This window comes from Enterococcus sp. AZ119 (genome assembly GCF_050546175.1).
GTDB lineage: Bacteria > Bacillota > Bacilli > Lactobacillales > Enterococcaceae > Enterococcus > Enterococcus faecalis.
In genome coordinates, this window is record NZ_CP172951.1 from 658,078 (window position 1) to 674,549 (window position 16,472).

20 protein-coding genes and 1 other annotated feature are annotated in these 16,472 nt (G+C 37.0%); of the genes, 17 read left to right on the forward strand and 3 right to left on the reverse strand.

The features are described from left to right. The first annotated feature begins 86 nt into the window (after positions 1–86). The 8 genes from opp1B to rplT all read left to right on the forward strand — a co-directional run bounded on the left by opp1B (position 87) and on the right by rplT (position 6,870). Entirely contained in the window at positions 87–1,028 is a 942-nt protein-coding gene (gene opp1B / locus IGL37_RS03165) for an oligopeptide ABC transporter permease Opp1B (protein WP_002381304.1), read from the forward strand. Further along, positions 1,028–2,080 carry an oligopeptide ABC transporter permease Opp1C gene (gene opp1C / locus IGL37_RS03170; protein ID WP_002355787.1) on the forward strand — a complete coding sequence of 351 codons (1,053 nt, stop codon included), beginning with the start codon at positions 1,028–1,030 and terminating at the stop codon, positions 2,078–2,080. The genes opp1B and opp1C overlap by 1 nt, the downstream gene beginning before the upstream one ends. Before the next feature lie 9 nt (positions 2,081–2,089). After that, positions 2,090–3,148 carry an oligopeptide ABC transporter ATP-binding protein Opp1D gene (opp1D, locus tag IGL37_RS03175; RefSeq protein WP_002355794.1) on the forward strand — a complete coding sequence of 353 codons (1,059 nt, stop codon included), beginning with the start codon at positions 2,090–2,092 and terminating at the stop codon, positions 3,146–3,148. Beyond that, the gene (gene opp1F, locus IGL37_RS03180) at positions 3,148–4,104 is read left to right on the forward strand and encodes an oligopeptide ABC transporter ATP-binding protein Opp1F (protein WP_002361357.1); all 957 of its coding nucleotides are present in this window, start codon (positions 3,148–3,150) and stop codon (positions 4,102–4,104) included. The genes opp1D and opp1F overlap by 1 nt, the downstream gene beginning before the upstream one ends. A gap of 40 nt (positions 4,105–4,144) precedes the next feature. Then, on the forward strand, positions 4,145–5,215 hold the full coding sequence (locus IGL37_RS03185; protein WP_002355796.1) for an RNA-guided endonuclease TnpB family protein: 1,071 nt from the start codon (positions 4,145–4,147) through the stop codon (positions 5,213–5,215). 213 nt (positions 5,216–5,428) lie between these two features. Further along, positions 5,429–5,560: a sequence feature (ribosomal protein L20 leader region), on the forward strand. Between the two features lie 54 nt (positions 5,561–5,614). Then, positions 5,615–6,136 (forward strand): translation initiation factor IF-3, encoded by a 522-nt coding sequence (gene infC / locus IGL37_RS03190; protein WP_002355797.1) that lies wholly within the window; start codon positions 5,615–5,617, stop codon positions 6,134–6,136. Positions 6,137–6,249: 113 nt separating this feature from the next. Then, entirely contained in the window at positions 6,250–6,450 is a 201-nt protein-coding gene (gene rpmI, locus IGL37_RS03195; protein WP_002355798.1) for a 50S ribosomal protein L35, read from the forward strand. A 60-nt stretch (positions 6,451–6,510) separates the two neighbouring features. Continuing rightward, positions 6,511–6,870 (forward strand): 50S ribosomal protein L20, encoded by a 360-nt coding sequence (gene rplT, locus IGL37_RS03200; RefSeq protein WP_002355799.1) that lies wholly within the window; start codon positions 6,511–6,513, stop codon positions 6,868–6,870. A gap of 45 nt (positions 6,871–6,915) precedes the next feature. Here rplT and IGL37_RS03205 read toward each other — a convergent pair whose 3' ends face one another. Beyond that, positions 6,916–7,296 carry an MmcQ/YjbR family DNA-binding protein gene (locus IGL37_RS03205; RefSeq protein WP_002385048.1) on the reverse strand — a complete coding sequence of 127 codons (381 nt, stop codon included), beginning with the start codon at positions 7,294–7,296 and terminating at the stop codon, positions 6,916–6,918. Between the two features lie 67 nt (positions 7,297–7,363). Between IGL37_RS03205 and IGL37_RS03210 the strand changes: the two genes are divergently transcribed. From IGL37_RS03210 to IGL37_RS03220, 3 genes are all read left to right on the forward strand, one after another. Then, entirely contained in the window at positions 7,364–7,723 is a 360-nt protein-coding gene (locus IGL37_RS03210; RefSeq protein ID WP_002361363.1) for a DUF1304 domain-containing protein, read from the forward strand. Positions 7,724–7,790: 67 nt separating this feature from the next. Then, positions 7,791–8,285 carry a GNAT family N-acetyltransferase gene (locus IGL37_RS03215; RefSeq protein ID WP_025187394.1) on the forward strand — a complete coding sequence of 165 codons (495 nt, stop codon included), beginning with the start codon at positions 7,791–7,793 and terminating at the stop codon, positions 8,283–8,285. Between the two features lie 17 nt (positions 8,286–8,302). Continuing rightward, the gene (locus IGL37_RS03220) at positions 8,303–8,818 is read left to right on the forward strand and encodes a GrpB family protein (RefSeq protein ID WP_002379186.1); all 516 of its coding nucleotides are present in this window, start codon (positions 8,303–8,305) and stop codon (positions 8,816–8,818) included. Between the two features lie 15 nt (positions 8,819–8,833). On the opposite strand, the gene IGL37_RS03225 is transcribed toward IGL37_RS03220, so the two are convergent. Both IGL37_RS03225 and IGL37_RS03230 read right to left on the reverse strand, forming a co-directional pair. After that, entirely contained in the window at positions 8,834–10,009 is a 1,176-nt protein-coding gene (locus IGL37_RS03225) for a SulP family inorganic anion transporter (RefSeq protein ID WP_002380126.1), read from the reverse strand. 229 nt (positions 10,010–10,238) lie between these two features. Next, positions 10,239–11,267, reverse strand: a complete 1,029-nt coding sequence (locus tag IGL37_RS03230; RefSeq protein ID WP_002355805.1) for a YeiH family protein — start codon at positions 11,265–11,267, stop codon at positions 10,239–10,241. A gap of 112 nt (positions 11,268–11,379) precedes the next feature. On the opposite strand from IGL37_RS03230, the gene IGL37_RS03235 reads away from it, so the two are divergent. The 6 genes from IGL37_RS03235 to IGL37_RS03260 all read left to right on the forward strand — a co-directional run bounded on the left by IGL37_RS03235 (position 11,380) and on the right by IGL37_RS03260 (position 16,458). Beyond that, positions 11,380–12,210, forward strand: coding sequence for a LysR family transcriptional regulator (locus IGL37_RS03235; RefSeq protein ID WP_002358839.1), 831 nt, complete (start codon positions 11,380–11,382; stop codon positions 12,208–12,210). Between the two features lie 64 nt (positions 12,211–12,274). Next, positions 12,275–13,147: a VOC family protein gene (locus IGL37_RS03240; RefSeq protein WP_033917999.1), complete on the forward strand. Its 873-nt coding sequence runs from the start codon at positions 12,275–12,277 to the stop codon at positions 13,145–13,147. Between the two features lie 273 nt (positions 13,148–13,420). Continuing rightward, positions 13,421–13,645 carry a hypothetical protein gene (locus IGL37_RS03245; RefSeq protein ID WP_002355808.1) on the forward strand — a complete coding sequence of 75 codons (225 nt, stop codon included), beginning with the start codon at positions 13,421–13,423 and terminating at the stop codon, positions 13,643–13,645. Between the two features lie 88 nt (positions 13,646–13,733). After that, complete coding sequence (gene sapR, locus IGL37_RS03250; RefSeq protein WP_002358841.1) at positions 13,734–14,408, forward strand: two-component system response regulator SapR; 675 nt, start codon at positions 13,734–13,736, stop codon at positions 14,406–14,408. Between the two features lie 13 nt (positions 14,409–14,421). Continuing rightward, positions 14,422–15,447, forward strand: a complete 1,026-nt coding sequence (gene sapS / locus IGL37_RS03255) for a two-component system sensor histidine kinase SapS (RefSeq protein WP_002355810.1) — start codon at positions 14,422–14,424, stop codon at positions 15,445–15,447. A gap of 147 nt (positions 15,448–15,594) precedes the next feature. Then, positions 15,595–16,458, forward strand: a complete 864-nt coding sequence (locus IGL37_RS03260; protein WP_002361372.1) for a GRP family sugar transporter — start codon at positions 15,595–15,597, stop codon at positions 16,456–16,458. Positions 16,459–16,472 lie beyond the last annotated feature (14 nt).

A 16,472-nucleotide genomic window follows, 5' to 3' on the forward strand; every position in this document is an offset into this window, starting at 1 on the left:
TCACCCTATCTATTATTGTGGTCTATCTAGTCATTACTTTAACGAAAATAACTGAGGAAGTCAAAAAAATCTCGGAGGTGTCATTATTGAATAGTTTTGGAAAATATTTTCTTAAACGGATCTTTTTCATGATTATCACTTTGTGGTTAATCGCAACGATTACGTTTTTCTTAATGCAATTATTACCAGGTACGCCTTATACCAACCAAGAAAAACTTAGTCCAGAAACAATCGCTATGTTGAATAAACAATCTGGCTTAGATAAACCAGTGATTGTTCAATACGGAATTTACTTAAAGAACCTGGTAACGGGAGACTTTGGTATTTCATTCCAATTTAAAAACCAACCTGTTGCTAAGTTATTAGCTGGTCGAATTGGACCATCCCTTCAACTGGGTGGACAAGCGATTATCTTTGGTACGTTAGTCGGTATTTTATTGGGGATTATCGCAGCGATGCGTCAAAATACTTGGGTAGATACGTTGGCAACATTGTTAGCCATTTTAGGTCGTTCTATTCCAAACTTTGTTTTCGCGGTATTATTACAATACATTTTTGCAATGAAATTAAGAATCTTACCAATTGCTATGTGGAATGGTTTTGCCTACACAATCTTGCCAACTATTGCCTTGGCAATGAGTCCAATGGCCGATTCGGCTAGGTTTATTCGAACCGAGATGGTAGAGGTCTTGCATAGTGATTATGTCGAATTAGCCAAAGCAAAAGGCTTGAGTCGCTGGCAAGTTGCATTCCGCCACGGGTTAAGAAACAGTTTAATTCCATTGATTACCTTATTAGGACCTTTAGCCGTTGGTTTAATGACAGGTTCTTTAGTAGTAGAAAATATTTTTGCCATCCCTGGAATTGGGGAACAGTTTGTAAAATCAATTATGACAAACGACTATCCAACAATTATGGCAGTAACTATTTTGTATTCAACAATGTTAGTTGTTGTAATTCTGATTGTTGACTTACTTTATGGTTTAATTGATCCAAGAATTCGCGTATCAGGAGGTGCAAAAGGCTAATGGAAACAGTCAATAAAAATAATCTACCACAAGCGATTAAAGATATTCCGGCAGATGAGTTTCAGCCTCTAAACACTTCAACTCTAAAAGAAAGAGAGCGTATTGCCACACCGTCTTTAAGTTTCTTACAAGACTCATGGCGTCGTTTGAAAAAGAATAAAGCTGCAGTTATCTCAATGAGTTTCTTAGCAGTTATTATCTTTATCTCTATTATTACCATTTGGGTTTCACCACATAACCCAACGAAACAAAATGTTTCTTACATTAACTTACCACCACGAATTCCTGGCTTGGAAAGCGTGAATGGTTTAAATGGTAAAACAACAGTTGCTGGTCAATTAGTTGATAAATATGCACAAGCAAACGTTCCAGATAACGTAAACTTTTATCTAGGAACAGATGGTTTAGGTCGTGATGTCCTAAGTCGTTTATTTATGGGAACACGTATTTCCTTATTAATTGCGTTTATCGCGGCGATTCTAGATATTACGATTGGGGTAACGTATGGACTGATTTCCGGATTAGTCGGCGGTCGTGTCGATACAGTAATGCAACGTATTTTAGAAGTTCTTTCTGGTATTCCTAACTTAGTTGTTATGATCTTGATGCTAACAGTCTTTGATCCAGGGATTGTTTCGATTGTTTTGGCCATGGTTATTACAAACTGGATATCAATGGCCAGGATTGTGCGAGCCCAGACCATGAAACTAAAAGACCAAGAGTTTGTCATGGCAGCAGAAACATTGGGCGAATCTCGTTGGAAAATTGCTATTAAACATATTTTACCGAATATCTCAAGTGTTATTATTGTCCAAATGATGTTCAGTATCCCATCGGCAATTTTCTTTGAAGCGTTCCTAAGTTTTATTGGGTTAGGCTTACGTCCACCAACCGCATCTTTAGGAACCTTGTTAAACGAAGGATACAAAACTTTCCGTTTCCTTCCATATTTAATGTGGATTCCAGCGGCAACACTTTCAGTTATCATGATTTGTTTCAACTTGTTAGCTGATGGTTTACGTGACGCATTTGATCCTAAGATGAAAGAGTAAGAGTGGTGAATGACTATGGAAAAAGTATTAGAAGTTAAAGACTTAAGAATCTCCTTTGATACGTTTGCAGGTAAAGTCAACGCCATTCGTGGTGTGAGTTTTGATCTTTATAAAGGTGAAACGTTAGCCATCGTAGGTGAATCAGGGAGTGGTAAATCTGTTACAACTCGCAGTATTATGCGTTTGTTGAGCAGTAATGCCAATATTGATAACGGGGAAATTTTGTTTAAAGGGCAAGATATTGTTCATAAAACAGAAAAACAAATGCAAGCCATTCGTGGTAAAGAAATCGCAATGATTTTCCAAGATCCGATGACTTCATTAGACCCAACGATGCCAATTGGCAAACAAGTGGCGGAATCATTAATCAAACATAATAAAGTCTCAAAAAAAGAAGGCTTAGCGCAAGCATTAGAATTACTAAAATTAGTGGGCATTCCTAATGCTGAAAAACGTTTGAAAAACTATCCGCACCAATTTTCTGGTGGGCAACGTCAACGGATTGTCATTGCAATTGCTTTAATTTGTTATCCCGAAGTTCTAATTGCAGATGAACCAACTACAGCGTTGGATGTAACCATCCAAGCACAAATTTTAGAGTTATTAAAAGATTTACAAGAAAAAATTAGCACTTCGATTATTTTCATTACCCATGATTTAGGGGTAGTAGCAAACGTGGCTGACCGTGTCGCTGTCATGTACGGTGGACGTCTGGTTGAAGTGGGAACAGCAGAAGAAATTTTCTATAATCCACAACATCCATATACTTGGGGACTTTTAGGGTCAATGCCAACGATGGAAGGAACAGAAGACAAACTTTATGCGATTCCAGGTTCACCTCCAGATTTATTAGATCCACCAACTGGAGATGCCTTCTATCCACGGAATGAGTTTGCTTTAAAAATTGATACAGAAAAAGAACCACCTTATTTTGAAGTATCACCGACACACAAAGCAGCAACGTGGTTATTAGCACCACAAGCACCAAAAGTTACGCCTCCAGCAGAGATTGTTCGTCGTTGGGCAATTTATGCAGAGCGTCAAAAAAATCCAGGAGGTAGTAATTAATGGCAGAAGAGAAAAAAGTCCTATTAGAAGTCACTGGTTTGAAACAGTATTTCAATGTTGGTCGTAAAGACGAAGTAAAAGCCATTGATGACATTAGTTTTCATATTTTTGAAGGCGAAACCTTTGGATTAGTTGGCGAATCAGGAAGTGGAAAATCAACAACTGGTCGCAGTGTCATTCGTTTATATGATCCAACTGCTGGTGAAATTCTTTTCGATGGAAAAGACATTAGCAAAATTAAATCAAAAGCGGACATGCAAGCATTCCGCCGCGATGTTCAAATGATCTTCCAAGATCCATATGCTTCATTGAATCCAAGAATGAAAGTCAATGATATTATTGCTGAAGGAATCGATGTCAATGGATTAGCTAAAACACCAAAAGAGCGGGAAGAAAAAGTCAATGAACTTTTAAAAACGGTGGGATTAAATCCAAGTCACAGTACGCGTTATCCTCATGAGTTTTCTGGTGGGCAACGTCAACGGATCGGGATTGCTCGTGCTTTAGCGGTTAATCCACGTTTCATTATCTGTGATGAGCCAATTTCAGCTTTGGATGTGTCGATTCAAGCCCAAGTAGTAAACTTATTACAAGATTTACAAAAAGAACAAGGCTTAACTTACTTGTTTATCGCACATGACTTATCGATGGTAAAACATATCAGTGACCGAATTGGCGTAATGCACAGTGGGAAATTATTGGAAATGGGCACAAGTGATGATGTCTATAATTTCGGCGTTCATCCTTATACAGAAAGTTTACTTTCTGCGATTCCATTACCAGATCCAGACTATGAACGCACACGTAAACGGATCGTTTACCAGCCTGCAGCGGCAGATGGAAAAGATCGTGAGCTCCGTGAAATTCTCAATGGACACTATGTTTATTGTGCTGAAGACGAAGTTGCAATGTACCGTGAAAAAATTGAAGAGAAGAAAAGAAAAGCTGGTTTATAACCAGCTTCTTTTCTAACTATCTTGGTAGGGTGGTTATGAGATGAAGGCTCTGAAAGCTTATAAATACAGACTTTATCCAACCTCAAAACAAGAAGAGTTTATTCAAAAAACATTTTCTTGTGTTCGCTTGGTGTATAATTTAATGTTACAAGACCGGATTGATATCTACAAAGAGATGCGAAAAAATCCTCAACAAACGTTTAAAATGCCAACGCCAGCTAAATATAAGAAACAATACCCTGTCCTCAGAGAAGTTGATAGTTTAGCTTTGGCAAATGCACAAGTTTATTTGGATCGAGCCTTTAAAAATTTTTATCGGGAAAAAGGGATGGGCTTTCCAAAAAAGAAAAAGAAAGAAACGGTGCATTCCTACACTACGAACAATCAACATGGCACGGTCAAAATTTTGGATAATCGTTATTTGAAAGTACCTAAATTGAAATCTTTAATTAAAATGAAGGTACACCGCCAACCGCTGGGGGAGATAAAATCTGTAACTATTTCTATGAGTGCGAGTCACAATTATTATGTTTCCATTTTGTGTGAAGCGCCGATTGAAACGAAAACAAAGCAACAAAAAATGGTGGGAATTTGTAGCAGTAGGGAAAAATTTGCGCTGCTTTCGAATGGTGAAAGCTTCGAAAAAAGCTATTGTTCAAAGCATTTAAAGCAAAAACTACGTCAAGAAGAACGAAAATTAAACAAGCGTAAAATGATTGCTTTGGAAAAAGGCGTCGATCTTTCACAAGCAAAAAATTATCAAAAACAAAAAATAAAAGTCGCAAAAATTCGCGAAAAAATAGCCAACCAACGAACGGATATTTTAAACAAAATTACAACGGAATTGGTTTCAAGTTACGATGTTATTTGTATTGAAAAAGCCCATCACAGTAATGAGCGGCCGCCAAAACATGATCGTTCTGAACTGGCTTGGTCTTTATTTTTAGCTAAACTGTTGTATAAAGCACAATGGTATGGCAAAGAACTCATTTGTATTGAGTCAGAGGAGATAGAAACAGAGTTGTCTTTTTCTGAAAGTACAGAAAATTCAGAGTATCTTAGAAGCCAAAAAATCTTAGAACGTGGCTTGTCTAAACGAGAAACCTTATAAATAGAAGAACTGTAGGGACTACAGGGATCGCCTAGGGGATAGAAAATGTACACCATGTGTTGAACCATTTGTTTCTAGGAAGTCACATTGGGACAGTCCACTAATTATTAATGATCAAAATACGAGTTCAAACGAATCTAGTGCTAGATTCGTTTTTTTTTGAGGAAATATATTGACAACTAGGATAAACTAAGGTAAACTAGTGAAGTTGAGAAATGAAAGCAGAAGCACCCGCTTCTCGCCTTAGTTGAGTATATCGCTGGGCTAGATAAAGTATTCCTTATTTTTTTAAGTAAGGCAGACTGTTGGCGGGTTCTGGATAGGAACCTGTTTTTTTATTGCATTTAGCAAACAAAGCAGACTTCCGTTAGGATTTTCTCTTAAAAATTTTGGAGGTGAATGACCATAGCAAAGGATATGATGGTTAACGACGGCATTCGTGCACGCGAGTTACGTTTGATCGGACAAGATGGTGAACAATTAGGTGTAAAAACCAAAGCAGAAGCATTACAAATCGCTGAATCTGCAAACTTGGATTTAGTACTTGTAGCGCCAGGAGCGAAACCACCAGTTGCGCGAATTATGGATTATGGAAAATTCCGTTTCGAACAACAAAAGAAAGAGCGTGAAGCTCGCAAGAAACAAAAAGTGATCAACGTCAAAGAAGTTCGTTTAAGTCCAACAATTGACGTAAATGACTTCAATACAAAACTTCGTAATGCGCGTAAGTTCTTAGAAAAAGGAGACAAAGTGAAAGCTTCTATCCGTTTCAAAGGCCGTGCCATTACCCATAAAGAGATTGGTCAGAAAGTTCTTGATCGCTTAGCTGAAGAAACTGCGGACATCGCCACAGTGGAACAAAAAGCGAAAATGGACGGACGCAGCATGTTTCTAACGCTGGCACCGAAAAACGACAAGTAAACGAAGAGACCGAGCATTCGGACTTTTGGTAATTTCTACAAGAAGGATATTCGACAGTTGTGACTGTTAGAGTCTTTCACTTGAAGCAAAGATTTTGAGGAGGAAAATTAGTCATGCCAAAACAAAAAACACACCGCGGATTAGCAAAACGTGTAAAACGTACTGGTGGAGGCGGCTTAAAACGTGGCCGTGCCTTTACATCTCACCGTTTCCACGGTAAAACTAAAAAACAACGCCGTCAATTGCGTAAAGCAAGCATGGTTGCAAAAGGCGATTACAAACGTATCCGCCAACAATTAGCAAGAATGAAATAAAACAACTCGGTGACTTTTAGATTACCGTCAAGAGAAACAAGATATTAGGAGGAATTCAACATGGCACGTGTTAAAGGTGGAACAGTAACCCGTAAACGTCGTAAAAAAGTCCTTAAGTTAGCGAAAGGCTACTACGGATCAAAACATACTTTATTTAAATCAGCAAAAGAACAAGTAATGAACTCTTATTACTATGCATTCAGAGACCGTCGTCAAAAGAAACGTGACTTCCGTAAATTATGGATTGCACGTATCAACGCGGCAGCTCGCATGAATGGCTTAAGCTATTCTAAATTAATGCACGGTTTGAAATTGGCAGAGATTGATATCAACCGCAAAATGTTAGCTGACTTAGCCGTTAACGATGCAGCAGCATTTACAGCGTTAGCTGAACAAGCAAAAGACGCTTTAAGCAAATAAGCTTAAACAATCTTTCACACCCTACTCAAGGAGTAGGGTGTTTTTTTAATAACTCCGTTGGTAACTTTCATCTATAAATGAAAAAACTTGTGAGAGCGGAATTTCTTCAGAAAGACTTAACCAATGCTCTTTATTCATATGATAGGCAGGAAAATAGCCAGGTTGGTTCTTTAATAAGGCAATCAATTCAGGCGCAAGTTTAACGGTTAAAATAGTGAGCTGCTTATTCTCGGTAGCGCCGAGCAGTTGTGCATCCAGTGGCATAATTAAAGCAAACCATTTTGCATTTCTAGGATGACGAAAGACGAGATAGTCTGGGTGTTTTTTAAAAGGAAAATCGGGCGTTATCTGATAACGTTCTTGGATATAGGCGCTAATAGTTTCTTGAAAAGTCATAGGTTTCTTCCTTTCGTTAAGGCTAGGCATATCTATTTACATCATAGCAAAAATTACATAAAATTACTTCGTTCAAAGGAATGGGAGGAGGGAGCAGATGACATTAATTTCAACAATTTTAGTAACCTTGGTGGCTGTAGAATTTTTCTACATTATGTATTTAGAAACGATTGTACCAACATCTGAGACAACAAGCCGTGTTTTTAAAATGGATAGGCAAGAGTTACAAAGAAAATCAGTCACTACATTGTTTAAAAATCAAGGAATCTATAATGGACTAATCGGTGCAGGACTTATTTATAGTGTCTATTTTGCGCAAGCAACGATGGAGATGACAAAATTTTTATTGATTTATATTATTTTAGTGGCGGCGTACGGTAGCTTAACTAGTGATAAAAAAATCATTTTAACACAAGGCGGTTTAGCTATCGTGGCTTTGATTAGTTTACTTGTTTAGCCATCAGAGTTAATAGAGAGAGGCAGTCAAATCGACAGAAAAAACACGGTTGATTTGACTATTTTTTATAGAATTGAGAGAGACAAAATGTGGTATACTTTGTTTATTAGATAGGGAGGAATTAAAAATGCTGAACCAAAAAGAAGTAAAAAAAACCGATTATACTCAATTAATTTCTCTATGGCGTTCTTCAGTAGAAGCTACCCATTTGTTTTTGAGTCAGGCAGATATTGATAAAATCGAAGTGGTTTTACCTGATTATTTTCAACAAGTTCAATTAAGTATGTGGTTAAATGAAGAACAGAAATGTGTGGGCTTTAGTGGAACAAATCAACAAACGTTGGAAATGTTATTTATTGACCCAGTCTATTTTCGTAAAGGCTATGGTGGAGAAATTATCCAAAAGTTAATAGAGCAAGAATCAATTATCTTTGTTGATGCTAATAAACAAAATGAAGGGGCAGTGAAGTTCTATCAATCTCAAGGGTTTCAAGTAATTGGTGAATCAAAGGAAGATCCTCAAGGAAATCCGTTTCCTATTTTACATATGAAACGGATATAGAAAAGAAGGGAGAAGCCATGCGAGTAATCGTTACAGAATACCAACCAGCCTGGGTGGAACAGTTTGAAGAAGAAGCCCAAGCGTTGAAACAGATTCTAAAGGAAAATTGTCTTAAAGTTGAACATATCGGTAGCACATCTGTGCCTAATTTAGCAGCCAAACCAATTATTGATTTTTTGGTCATTGTTGAAGAAATTGAAAAAGTAGACCTGTTACAATGGGAATTTGAAAGAATCGGTTATGAATATATGGGGGAATTTGGGCTATCAGGACGTCGTTATTTACGAAAAGGCCCGATAAAAAGAACACATCATGTGCATATTTATCAGTTTGACAATACGCAAGAAATTTTGCGCCATCTTGCTTTTCGAAATTATTTACGAGAAAATCCGGCAATTGCTACAACCTATGGTACATTAAAAAAGCAATTGGCCCAAGCACACCCCGATAGCATTGATAAATATATGGATGGCAAAGATGCGTTCATTAAGAAAATAGAAAAAGAAGCGTTGAAGAAATATTGGGAAAAATAAAAAAAGTTGCTAAAGCTAGCAACTTTTTTTTGGTTCTTTTTTGAAAAAATGATAAAGAAGACCACTTAAAAGAACACCTAGAATAATTCCAATCGCTAAATTATGCGTATAGACGATCACACCCACTGTCACGAGTAAAATAACAATTTCAGTAATTTCAAAAGTTCGGAAAAGCTGCAAACTTTCCCAATCAAAGGTGTCGACTGCCACTGTCATCATGATCCCAATCAATGCAGCTGTAGGAATGGCTACCATCACGGATTTAAAAACAAAAATGAATAGAAGGAGGGTAATACCTGAAATCAAAGTAGAAAGCCGTTTTCGTCCTCCAGATTTAACATTAATGACCGCTTGGCCAATCATCGCACAGCCAGCTTGGCCACCAAAAAAGCCGGTAATTATATTAGCGAATCCTTGTGCTTTAACTTCTCGTTGGCTATCACTTTGGCTCGCTGTCATTTTGTCCACAATGGGGATCGTCAATAAAGATTCAATTAACCCGACCATTGCTAAGGCAACAGAGCTAGGTAAAATAATCCACAACGTTTCTAAGTTGACGGGTACATTAGGCCAACGGATCGCTGGATGAAACTGACTCATTTCACCAAGATCACCTACCGTTTGCAAATGACCTTTTAAAAAATAGGACAGGATAGTCATGAATAAAATAACAATTAAAGCAGGAGGCACAATTGTAATAAACTTAGGTAATAGATAAATAAGTAAGATACTACAGATAATCATACCGTAGGACCACAGTGTTTGATGGGGCAATTGTTGTACTTGCGCCATGAAAATTAAAATGGCTAACGCATTGACGAATCCGTACATCACTGTCTTGGGAATAAAGCGCATCAATTTGTGGATACCTAAATAACCTAAAATAAATTGTAGAAAGCCTGTTAAAATAGTCGCAGCAAGCATGTATGACAAACCATGTGCTTGAATTAAGCCTGCAAGGACTAAGGCCATTGAGCCAGCAGACGCCGAAACCATTGCCGGACGGCCGCCCGTAAAAGTAATCACAAGTAAAGTAACAGCTGAAGCAAACACTGCAGAAAGCGGGTGAACACCAGCAATAATCGCAAACCCGATTACTTCTGGTAAAATGGCGACAGAAGAAACGAGACCGGCAAAGAGATCATTTCGTTCATTGCCTAACCATTCGCTTTTTTTAATACTAAATAACATCGAAAAACTCCTTTAAGTTAATAAAACCTTATTCATAATAGCATGAATAAGCTGAAATGAGCGTGGGACAAAAATCACTTTGGATTTTTGCTCCACGCTCAAAAACTGATAAACGGCGGGAACAAAAGCAACTCCTTCGGAAATAAGCCGGAATTCTCCAAAAATTACAGAACAATTTTCGGAAATTCCTTCTTATTTCTCGGAGTTAAACGCTTCTGTCCCGACCTCATTAGAACTGTAGCAGTGCCAACAACAAAATGGCTAGGACGACTTGAACAGTTCCTACTGATAAACCATAGATTAAGAAACGTTTGCCTTCTTGGAAAAACTTTTTAAAATCGAGTCGTAACCCGATTGCTGCCAAGGCAGTAATTTCAAACCAAGAACTAAAGAAATGAGCAGTCTCACTGATCACGACGGGGAAATGAATCAAACTATTAAAGACACAGGCAATGAAAAAGCCAACTACATACCAAGGTAGGGCGCTGCTTTTTTTGGTGACTTCTACCAACTCAGCCTCTGATTCTGCCGTCTTACTTTGCTTGAAACGTCCAAATAAATAGACAACTGCTACGAGTAGGACAATCCGCATAATTTTAAAGAGCATCGCAAGTTGAACTGCGTTCTCATTGACCATATTGGCACTGGCGACAACCTGACCAACTGATTGTAAAGTCCCTCCGATTAGTGCGCTACGAGCCAACAAATTGGTACCATAGAGAATCCCACTTAAAATGGGTAAGGTCAACATTAAAACGGTTCCTAATAAGTTTACTAAAGTAATGATTTGGCCTTTTTCTTCCTCATCTGCTTGAATTGCTGGAGCAATCGAAGCAATAGCAGAAGACCCACAAACGGCATTACCACCAGCCATCAATAAAGACATATTATCAGAAAAAGCCAGTTTTTTACCGATCAAATAGGCAAAAATAATGGTCAGCGACATTTGAATGAGAATAAATGCGACACCTTGTAAGCCAATTTGGGCAATCGTTTGAAAGGTCACGGTGGTTCCCAATAAAACAACAGAAAATTCTAGTAATTTACTTTCGGCTACTTTGGTTCCGCGATTTAAATTGGCACCGCGAACAAAGGTATTTCCCAAAAAGATTCCTAGTAAAATAGCTATCGTAGCGGCGCCTAAGCTAGGTAACCAGATGGCAAGAAACTTGCTAAGGCAGGCGACAAGGAAAGCTGTTAGCAAGCCGGGAAGAATTTGGAATAAAGATTGGATATAATCATTTTCTGAATTTTTCATTGAAAAAATCTCTCTTTCTTGTTCATTACTTCCAGTATAACGAAATTTTTTACATTTGAGAAATAAATAGTTAAAATAATATTTATAATAGAAAGTTATCGAAAGGATACCTATGTTTAAATTATTAAAGACTTTTCAAATTGTGTATGAGCAAATGAACTTTTCCAAAGCAGCTACCTGCCTATATATATCACAACCAGCCGTTTCTAATCAAATCAAACAATTAGAAGAAGAATTAGGCTGTTCATTGTTTTTAAGAAATGGTCGACAAGATGTAGTCCCTACTAGGCAAGCAGAAGTCTTGTATAATCGTTTGCTAAATTTAGCTGATGATTGGCAAGAAACATTAACAGCTCTTCATCAGGCGAGATTACCTAAAGAAACTTGCCGAATTGCTGCGTCTAATACTTTTGCAGTTTATTATTTGCCGCAACTGATGCAGCATTTACAGACACAGTATGCAACAATCAATTTTGTTTTAGAAATGAACAATTCAGAAGAAGTAGTGGAAAAAGTTGAAAAACATCAAGTTGATTTTGGCTTTATCGAAAAACCATTAATTACAAAAGGAGCCTCTCGTGAAGAAATTATTCAGGATCAATTGGTTTTAGCTGGGGACCCTGCCAATCAGAATTGGTTGGTACGTGAAAAGGATTCTGGGGTCTTTCATTATACCCAACAGTATTTAGAAGAAAGTAATCAAAGCCCAACACTCATGACGGTTAAAAATAATGAAATGATTGTTAAAATGTTGGAATTGGGCATGGGGCAATCGTTGCTTTCAAGAAAGGCGATTACTGAAAAAATTCCTTTCCAAACGTTAGGTGAAAAGTACTGGCGTTCCTTTTATTTTTTGACACGGGGACATTTAAAATCCTCCTTGCTTCAAGAAGTAAAACAAGCAATTTATCGATTCTATCAGACGGAAATGAATAAATACTAAAACGTTCTCTTTGTTTATTTATCAATCTTTGACTACACTAAAGAAAACGAAGGAGGGAACCACAATGCCTAAATTTTCACCATGTTTATGGTTTGACACACAAGCGGAAGAAGCTGCTAACTTCTATACAACAATCTTTGAAAAAGGTGCGATTCTAAGTAAAACGAACTACGTTAATGAGGAGCATCAACCTCAAGGAACATCATTAATGACCATTGAATTTACCTTGGCGAACCAAACAATCATTGGTTTAAATGGCGGACCAGAATTTTCCTTTACGCCAGCTAGTTCATTTTTTGTTGAATGTAAAACATTATCACAAACAGAAACGTTGTGGAAAAATTTAACAACAGATGGACAGATATTGATGCCTTTTGGGGAATATCCTTTTAGTCCTTTATATGGTTGGTTAGTGGACAAATTTGGTGTCTCTTGGCAAGTGTCTTTTTCAGGAAAAGAACAAACAATTGTACCAACCTTTATGTTTGCTAATGAAAAATATGGCGAAGCAGCCAAAGCTCTATCAGAATGGTTGGCGATTTTCGGTCCAGGCGAAATAATTGAAAAAGTTGAATATGAAGATGGGAACATTGCGCAAGCACTTTTCACATTACAGGAGCAACCGTTTCGAGTAATGGATGCACGAGATAAACATGACTTTGATTTTACCATGGCCTTCTCCATTTATATTGATTGTGAAAATCAGGAGGAAATAGATCGGCTATGGCAACAAGTGACTGCTAAAGGGAAAGAATGGCCGTGTGGCTGGATGGAAGATCAATTTGGGGTCAGTTGGCAAACAGGCAATCCTGAACTGAAACGTTATTTATCTGACTCAAATCCAGCTAGAGCAAATGAAGTGACCAAAAAATTGTACCAAATGAAAAAAATAGATTTAAACCAGTTAAAAGAAGTGTATGACAAATATAATCATTAGAAAAACTGAGGTTGTCTGATCCACTACACTTCGTTACGTTGGTATCAATTCCAATACATGGAACATACTAGAGTTGAAGGACTTGTCTTTTAAGGATCAAGACCTTCAACTCTTAAAAAAGGCTCGATTCTTGCGAGTTTCAAAGAAGCCACTTCTATTCTGTTGTTTATCTTAAGGGTTAGGACTCTGCCGATTTTTTTATAAGATTATGCTATAATTAAGAGTAGCAATTATTGAAGGAAAAATGAAAAGTCCAAAATAGGAAGTGGTAAAATGATTGAGTTAATTGTGTTGTTAACAGTTTTTACTTATGGAACAAACTTTGTTTTATATCTTATTTTGAAAAATAAAAAGTCCATGCCAATTGTCGAAAAAGCTTCTATTGTATTAGGAATTAATATGTCTGTGTTATTATTAGATGGTATTTTTGCTTTTGTTGGTAAATTCATCATGTTATCAGAATGGGAATTATTAGCGCCTATTTTTGAAATAGTGTAAAAATCATCATAAAGTCCTATATCCAAAAAGAATGAAGTTTGTTAGGATAAGAAAGATGAAAATTTAGAAATAAAAGAGGTGGGATTGCATGGCTAAAATCATGATTGTCGAAGATGAAACAACCATTCGAGAATTAATTAGCGAGGAATTACAAAAATGGCAATTTGAAACGATTGGAACAACCGATTTTAATGATGTATTGGATGATTTTCAAGAGGAGAATCCCCAATTAGTCTTGATGGATATTAATTTACCTGTTTACGATGGGTACTATTGGTGTCAAAAAATTCGTGAAGTTTCTAAAGTACCAATTATTTTTATTTCGAGTCGTAGTACCAATATGGATATGATTATGGCGATGAACATGGGCGCGGATGATTTTGTTACAAAACCGTTCCAGATAGATGTTTTAATTGCTAAAATCAATGCTTTGTTGCGCCGCTCTTATAACTATTCCGATACGGATAGTGAAGTGCTTTCACATAATGGCATTACTTTAAATGTGGACAATGGACGAATGGAAATCAGAGGTGAAATGATCGATTTAAGTAAAAATGAATACCGATTACTGTATCTTTTAATGAAAAAACACGGAAAAATTTTAACACGTGAAAAACTATTGCGCGCTTTATGGGACGATGAACGTTTTGTGGATGACAATACGTTGACGGTAAATATCAATCGTTTACGAAAAAAAATTGAGCAAGCAGGCATTGCTGGCTATATTGAAACCAAAGTGGGCGTCGGTTATATGGTGCCCTAGATAGGAGTAGACAATGACCATTCTAAAGTATTTAAAAGATCGCTGGTTATTACTAATTGGTTGGTTATTTTTTCTGTTCTTAACTTGTTTTATTTTATGGTTGGCTCCTAATGTCCGCTTAGATTGGACAGTGGTTGGCTATATCTTTTTACTGCAAAGTGTTTTTTTATCGCTATTTTTAACAATTGATTATTATTTAAAACGTAAGTGGTGGCTTTCGTTGGCAACGGAAAAAGAGCCGCCTTCTTTACAAGAATATTTGAATACAGCAGAAAAAGAAGAAGAACTACTTGTCCAAACGTATATTAACGGTTTATTGCAAGAGCACCAACAAACCATGCAGCAAGCAATTAACAACCAACAGGACCAAAAAGATTACATTGACTCTTGGGTTCATGAAATCAAAGTCCCCCTAGCGGCTATCACGTTACTGGTACAATCTGTCGAAGATGATATTCCAGAGAAAAAATATTATCTATTGGAAAATGAGTTAGGTAAAATTGATGAATATGTCGAGCAAGTCCTATATTATGCTAGACTGGACAGCTTTTCTCGAGATTATTTACTCCAAGAATATTCTTTAAAAGAAATTGTGCAATCTGTTGTTCGTACGCAAGCAAATTATTTTATCCAAAAAAGATTGCAATTCTCAATTGAAGGGGAAGATGAAGCGGTTTTAACCGACCGAAAATGGGTCATTTTTATTTTCCGCCAATTATTAAGTAATGCAGTCAAGTATACGCCAGAAGGCGGCACGATTACGGTCCTAATTTCCAAAAATAAACAAGGTGTTTATTTATCTTTAAAAGATTCTGGAATTGGCATTCCGACGCAAGATCAACGACGCATTTTTGATAAAGGATTTACTGGTGAAAACGGGCGAAAAAGTGAACAGCATTCGACTGGTCTAGGCCTGTATTTGGCCCATAGCTTAGCGAAAAAGTTAGGTCATGATTTAACAGTCGAATCGACAGAAGGGCAAGGTACGACGATGACATTGTTTTTCCCTTCCCTCAGTTATTATAATGAAGTGAAATAAAAAGTAGGTCTATCAGCAAACTAAAGAGGTGATAGGCCTTTTTTTATTTATTAAAACTTTCTTGCTAACTTCTCTTACTCTTCTTAGTTGTTTAGAAAACGTTTTTATTGTTAGAATGAAATGAAATAAATTTGTTAGGAGAATATTATGAGTTTACTTATCGCTTTAGTGCCCATGATTGCGTGGGGCAGTATTGGTTTAGTCAGCGGTAAAATTGGTGGAAGCGCCAATCAACAAACGTTAGGTATGACAATCGGCGCATTACTATTTTCAATTGTTGTCTTTTTTGTCATCCAGCCTACGTTGACGACAGCCACATTAATTGTTGGATTTATATCTGGTTTATTCTGGAGTTTGGGACAGAATCAACAATTTCATAGCATGAAATATATGGGCGTTTCAGTTGGCTTACCAATTTCAACTGGGATGCAGTTAGTTGTTAATACCGTTGCAGGGGCTGTTTTTTTCCATGAATGGACAAAAACAAAAGACTTTGTTGTGGGCTTTATCGCTTTAGCCTTTTTAGTTTTTGGGGTGTATTTAACAGCTCGACAAGATGATGATAGTCAACCGAAAACCTCAAACAGTATGTTAGATTTTAATAAAGGGATTCGGGCGTTGATTTTCTCAACAGTTGGGTATGGCGTCTATACCATCATTATTAATGCCACTGGTTTAGATCCGTGGGGAATTATTTTGCCACAAAGTATTGGTATGTTAGTGGGGGCTAGTTTCTTTGCCTTCAAAAAAGTCACAGTTGATCGTTTTGTTTGGATGAATATGACGACGGGTCTGCTTTGGGGCTTAGGAAATATTTGTATGTTATTAACCATGCGTGAAATTGGCTTAGCTATTAGCTTCTCTTTATCACAAATGGGGATTATTATTTCGACTCTTGGGGGCATCTTCCTTTTAGGCGAAAGAAAATCAAAAAAAGAAATGTTTTATGTTATTTTTGGTTGCATTTTTGTTATTCTAGGTGGTATTCTTTTAGGGTATATGAAAGCGTAAATAGTTTATTTACG

What these genes read in the sequence shown, in the direction of transcription:
- opp1D (WP_002355794.1), top strand. Translation starts at nt 2,090, where the DNA reads ATGACTATGGAAAAAGTATTAGAAGTTAAAGACTTAAGAATCTCCTTT.
- infC (WP_002355797.1), top strand. Translation starts at nt 5,615, where the DNA reads ATGACCATAGCAAAGGATATGATGGTTAACGACGGCATTCGTGCACGC.
- opp1F (WP_002361357.1), top strand. Translation starts at nt 3,148, where the DNA reads ATGGCAGAAGAGAAAAAAGTCCTATTAGAAGTCACTGGTTTGAAACAG.
- sapR (WP_002358841.1), top strand. Translation starts at nt 13,734, where the DNA reads ATGGCTAAAATCATGATTGTCGAAGATGAAACAACCATTCGAGAATTA.
- IGL37_RS03235 (WP_002358839.1), top strand. Translation starts at nt 11,380, where the DNA reads ATGTTTAAATTATTAAAGACTTTTCAAATTGTGTATGAGCAAATGAAC.
- IGL37_RS03260 (WP_002361372.1), top strand. Translation starts at nt 15,595, where the DNA reads ATGAGTTTACTTATCGCTTTAGTGCCCATGATTGCGTGGGGCAGTATT.
- rpmI (WP_002355798.1), top strand. Translation starts at nt 6,250, where the DNA reads ATGCCAAAACAAAAAACACACCGCGGATTAGCAAAACGTGTAAAACGT.
- IGL37_RS03205 (WP_002385048.1), bottom strand. Translation starts at nt 7,296, where the DNA reads ATGCCTAGCCTTAACGAAAGGAAGAAACCTATGACTTTTCAAGAAACT.
- IGL37_RS03240 (WP_033917999.1), top strand. Translation starts at nt 12,275, where the DNA reads ATGCCTAAATTTTCACCATGTTTATGGTTTGACACACAAGCGGAAGAA.
- sapS (WP_002355810.1), top strand. Translation starts at nt 14,422, where the DNA reads ATGACCATTCTAAAGTATTTAAAAGATCGCTGGTTATTACTAATTGGT.
- IGL37_RS03245 (WP_002355808.1), top strand. Translation starts at nt 13,421, where the DNA reads ATGATTGAGTTAATTGTGTTGTTAACAGTTTTTACTTATGGAACAAAC.
- IGL37_RS03210 (WP_002361363.1), top strand. Translation starts at nt 7,364, where the DNA reads ATGACATTAATTTCAACAATTTTAGTAACCTTGGTGGCTGTAGAATTT.
- IGL37_RS03220 (WP_002379186.1), top strand. Translation starts at nt 8,303, where the DNA reads ATGCGAGTAATCGTTACAGAATACCAACCAGCCTGGGTGGAACAGTTT.
- opp1C (WP_002355787.1), top strand. Translation starts at nt 1,028, where the DNA reads ATGGAAACAGTCAATAAAAATAATCTACCACAAGCGATTAAAGATATT.
- IGL37_RS03230 (WP_002355805.1), bottom strand. Translation starts at nt 11,267, where the DNA reads ATGAAAAATTCAGAAAATGATTATATCCAATCTTTATTCCAAATTCTT.
- rplT (WP_002355799.1), top strand. Translation starts at nt 6,511, where the DNA reads ATGGCACGTGTTAAAGGTGGAACAGTAACCCGTAAACGTCGTAAAAAA.
- IGL37_RS03225 (WP_002380126.1), bottom strand. Translation starts at nt 10,009, where the DNA reads ATGTTATTTAGTATTAAAAAAAGCGAATGGTTAGGCAATGAACGAAAT.
- IGL37_RS03185 (WP_002355796.1), top strand. Translation starts at nt 4,145, where the DNA reads ATGAAGGCTCTGAAAGCTTATAAATACAGACTTTATCCAACCTCAAAA.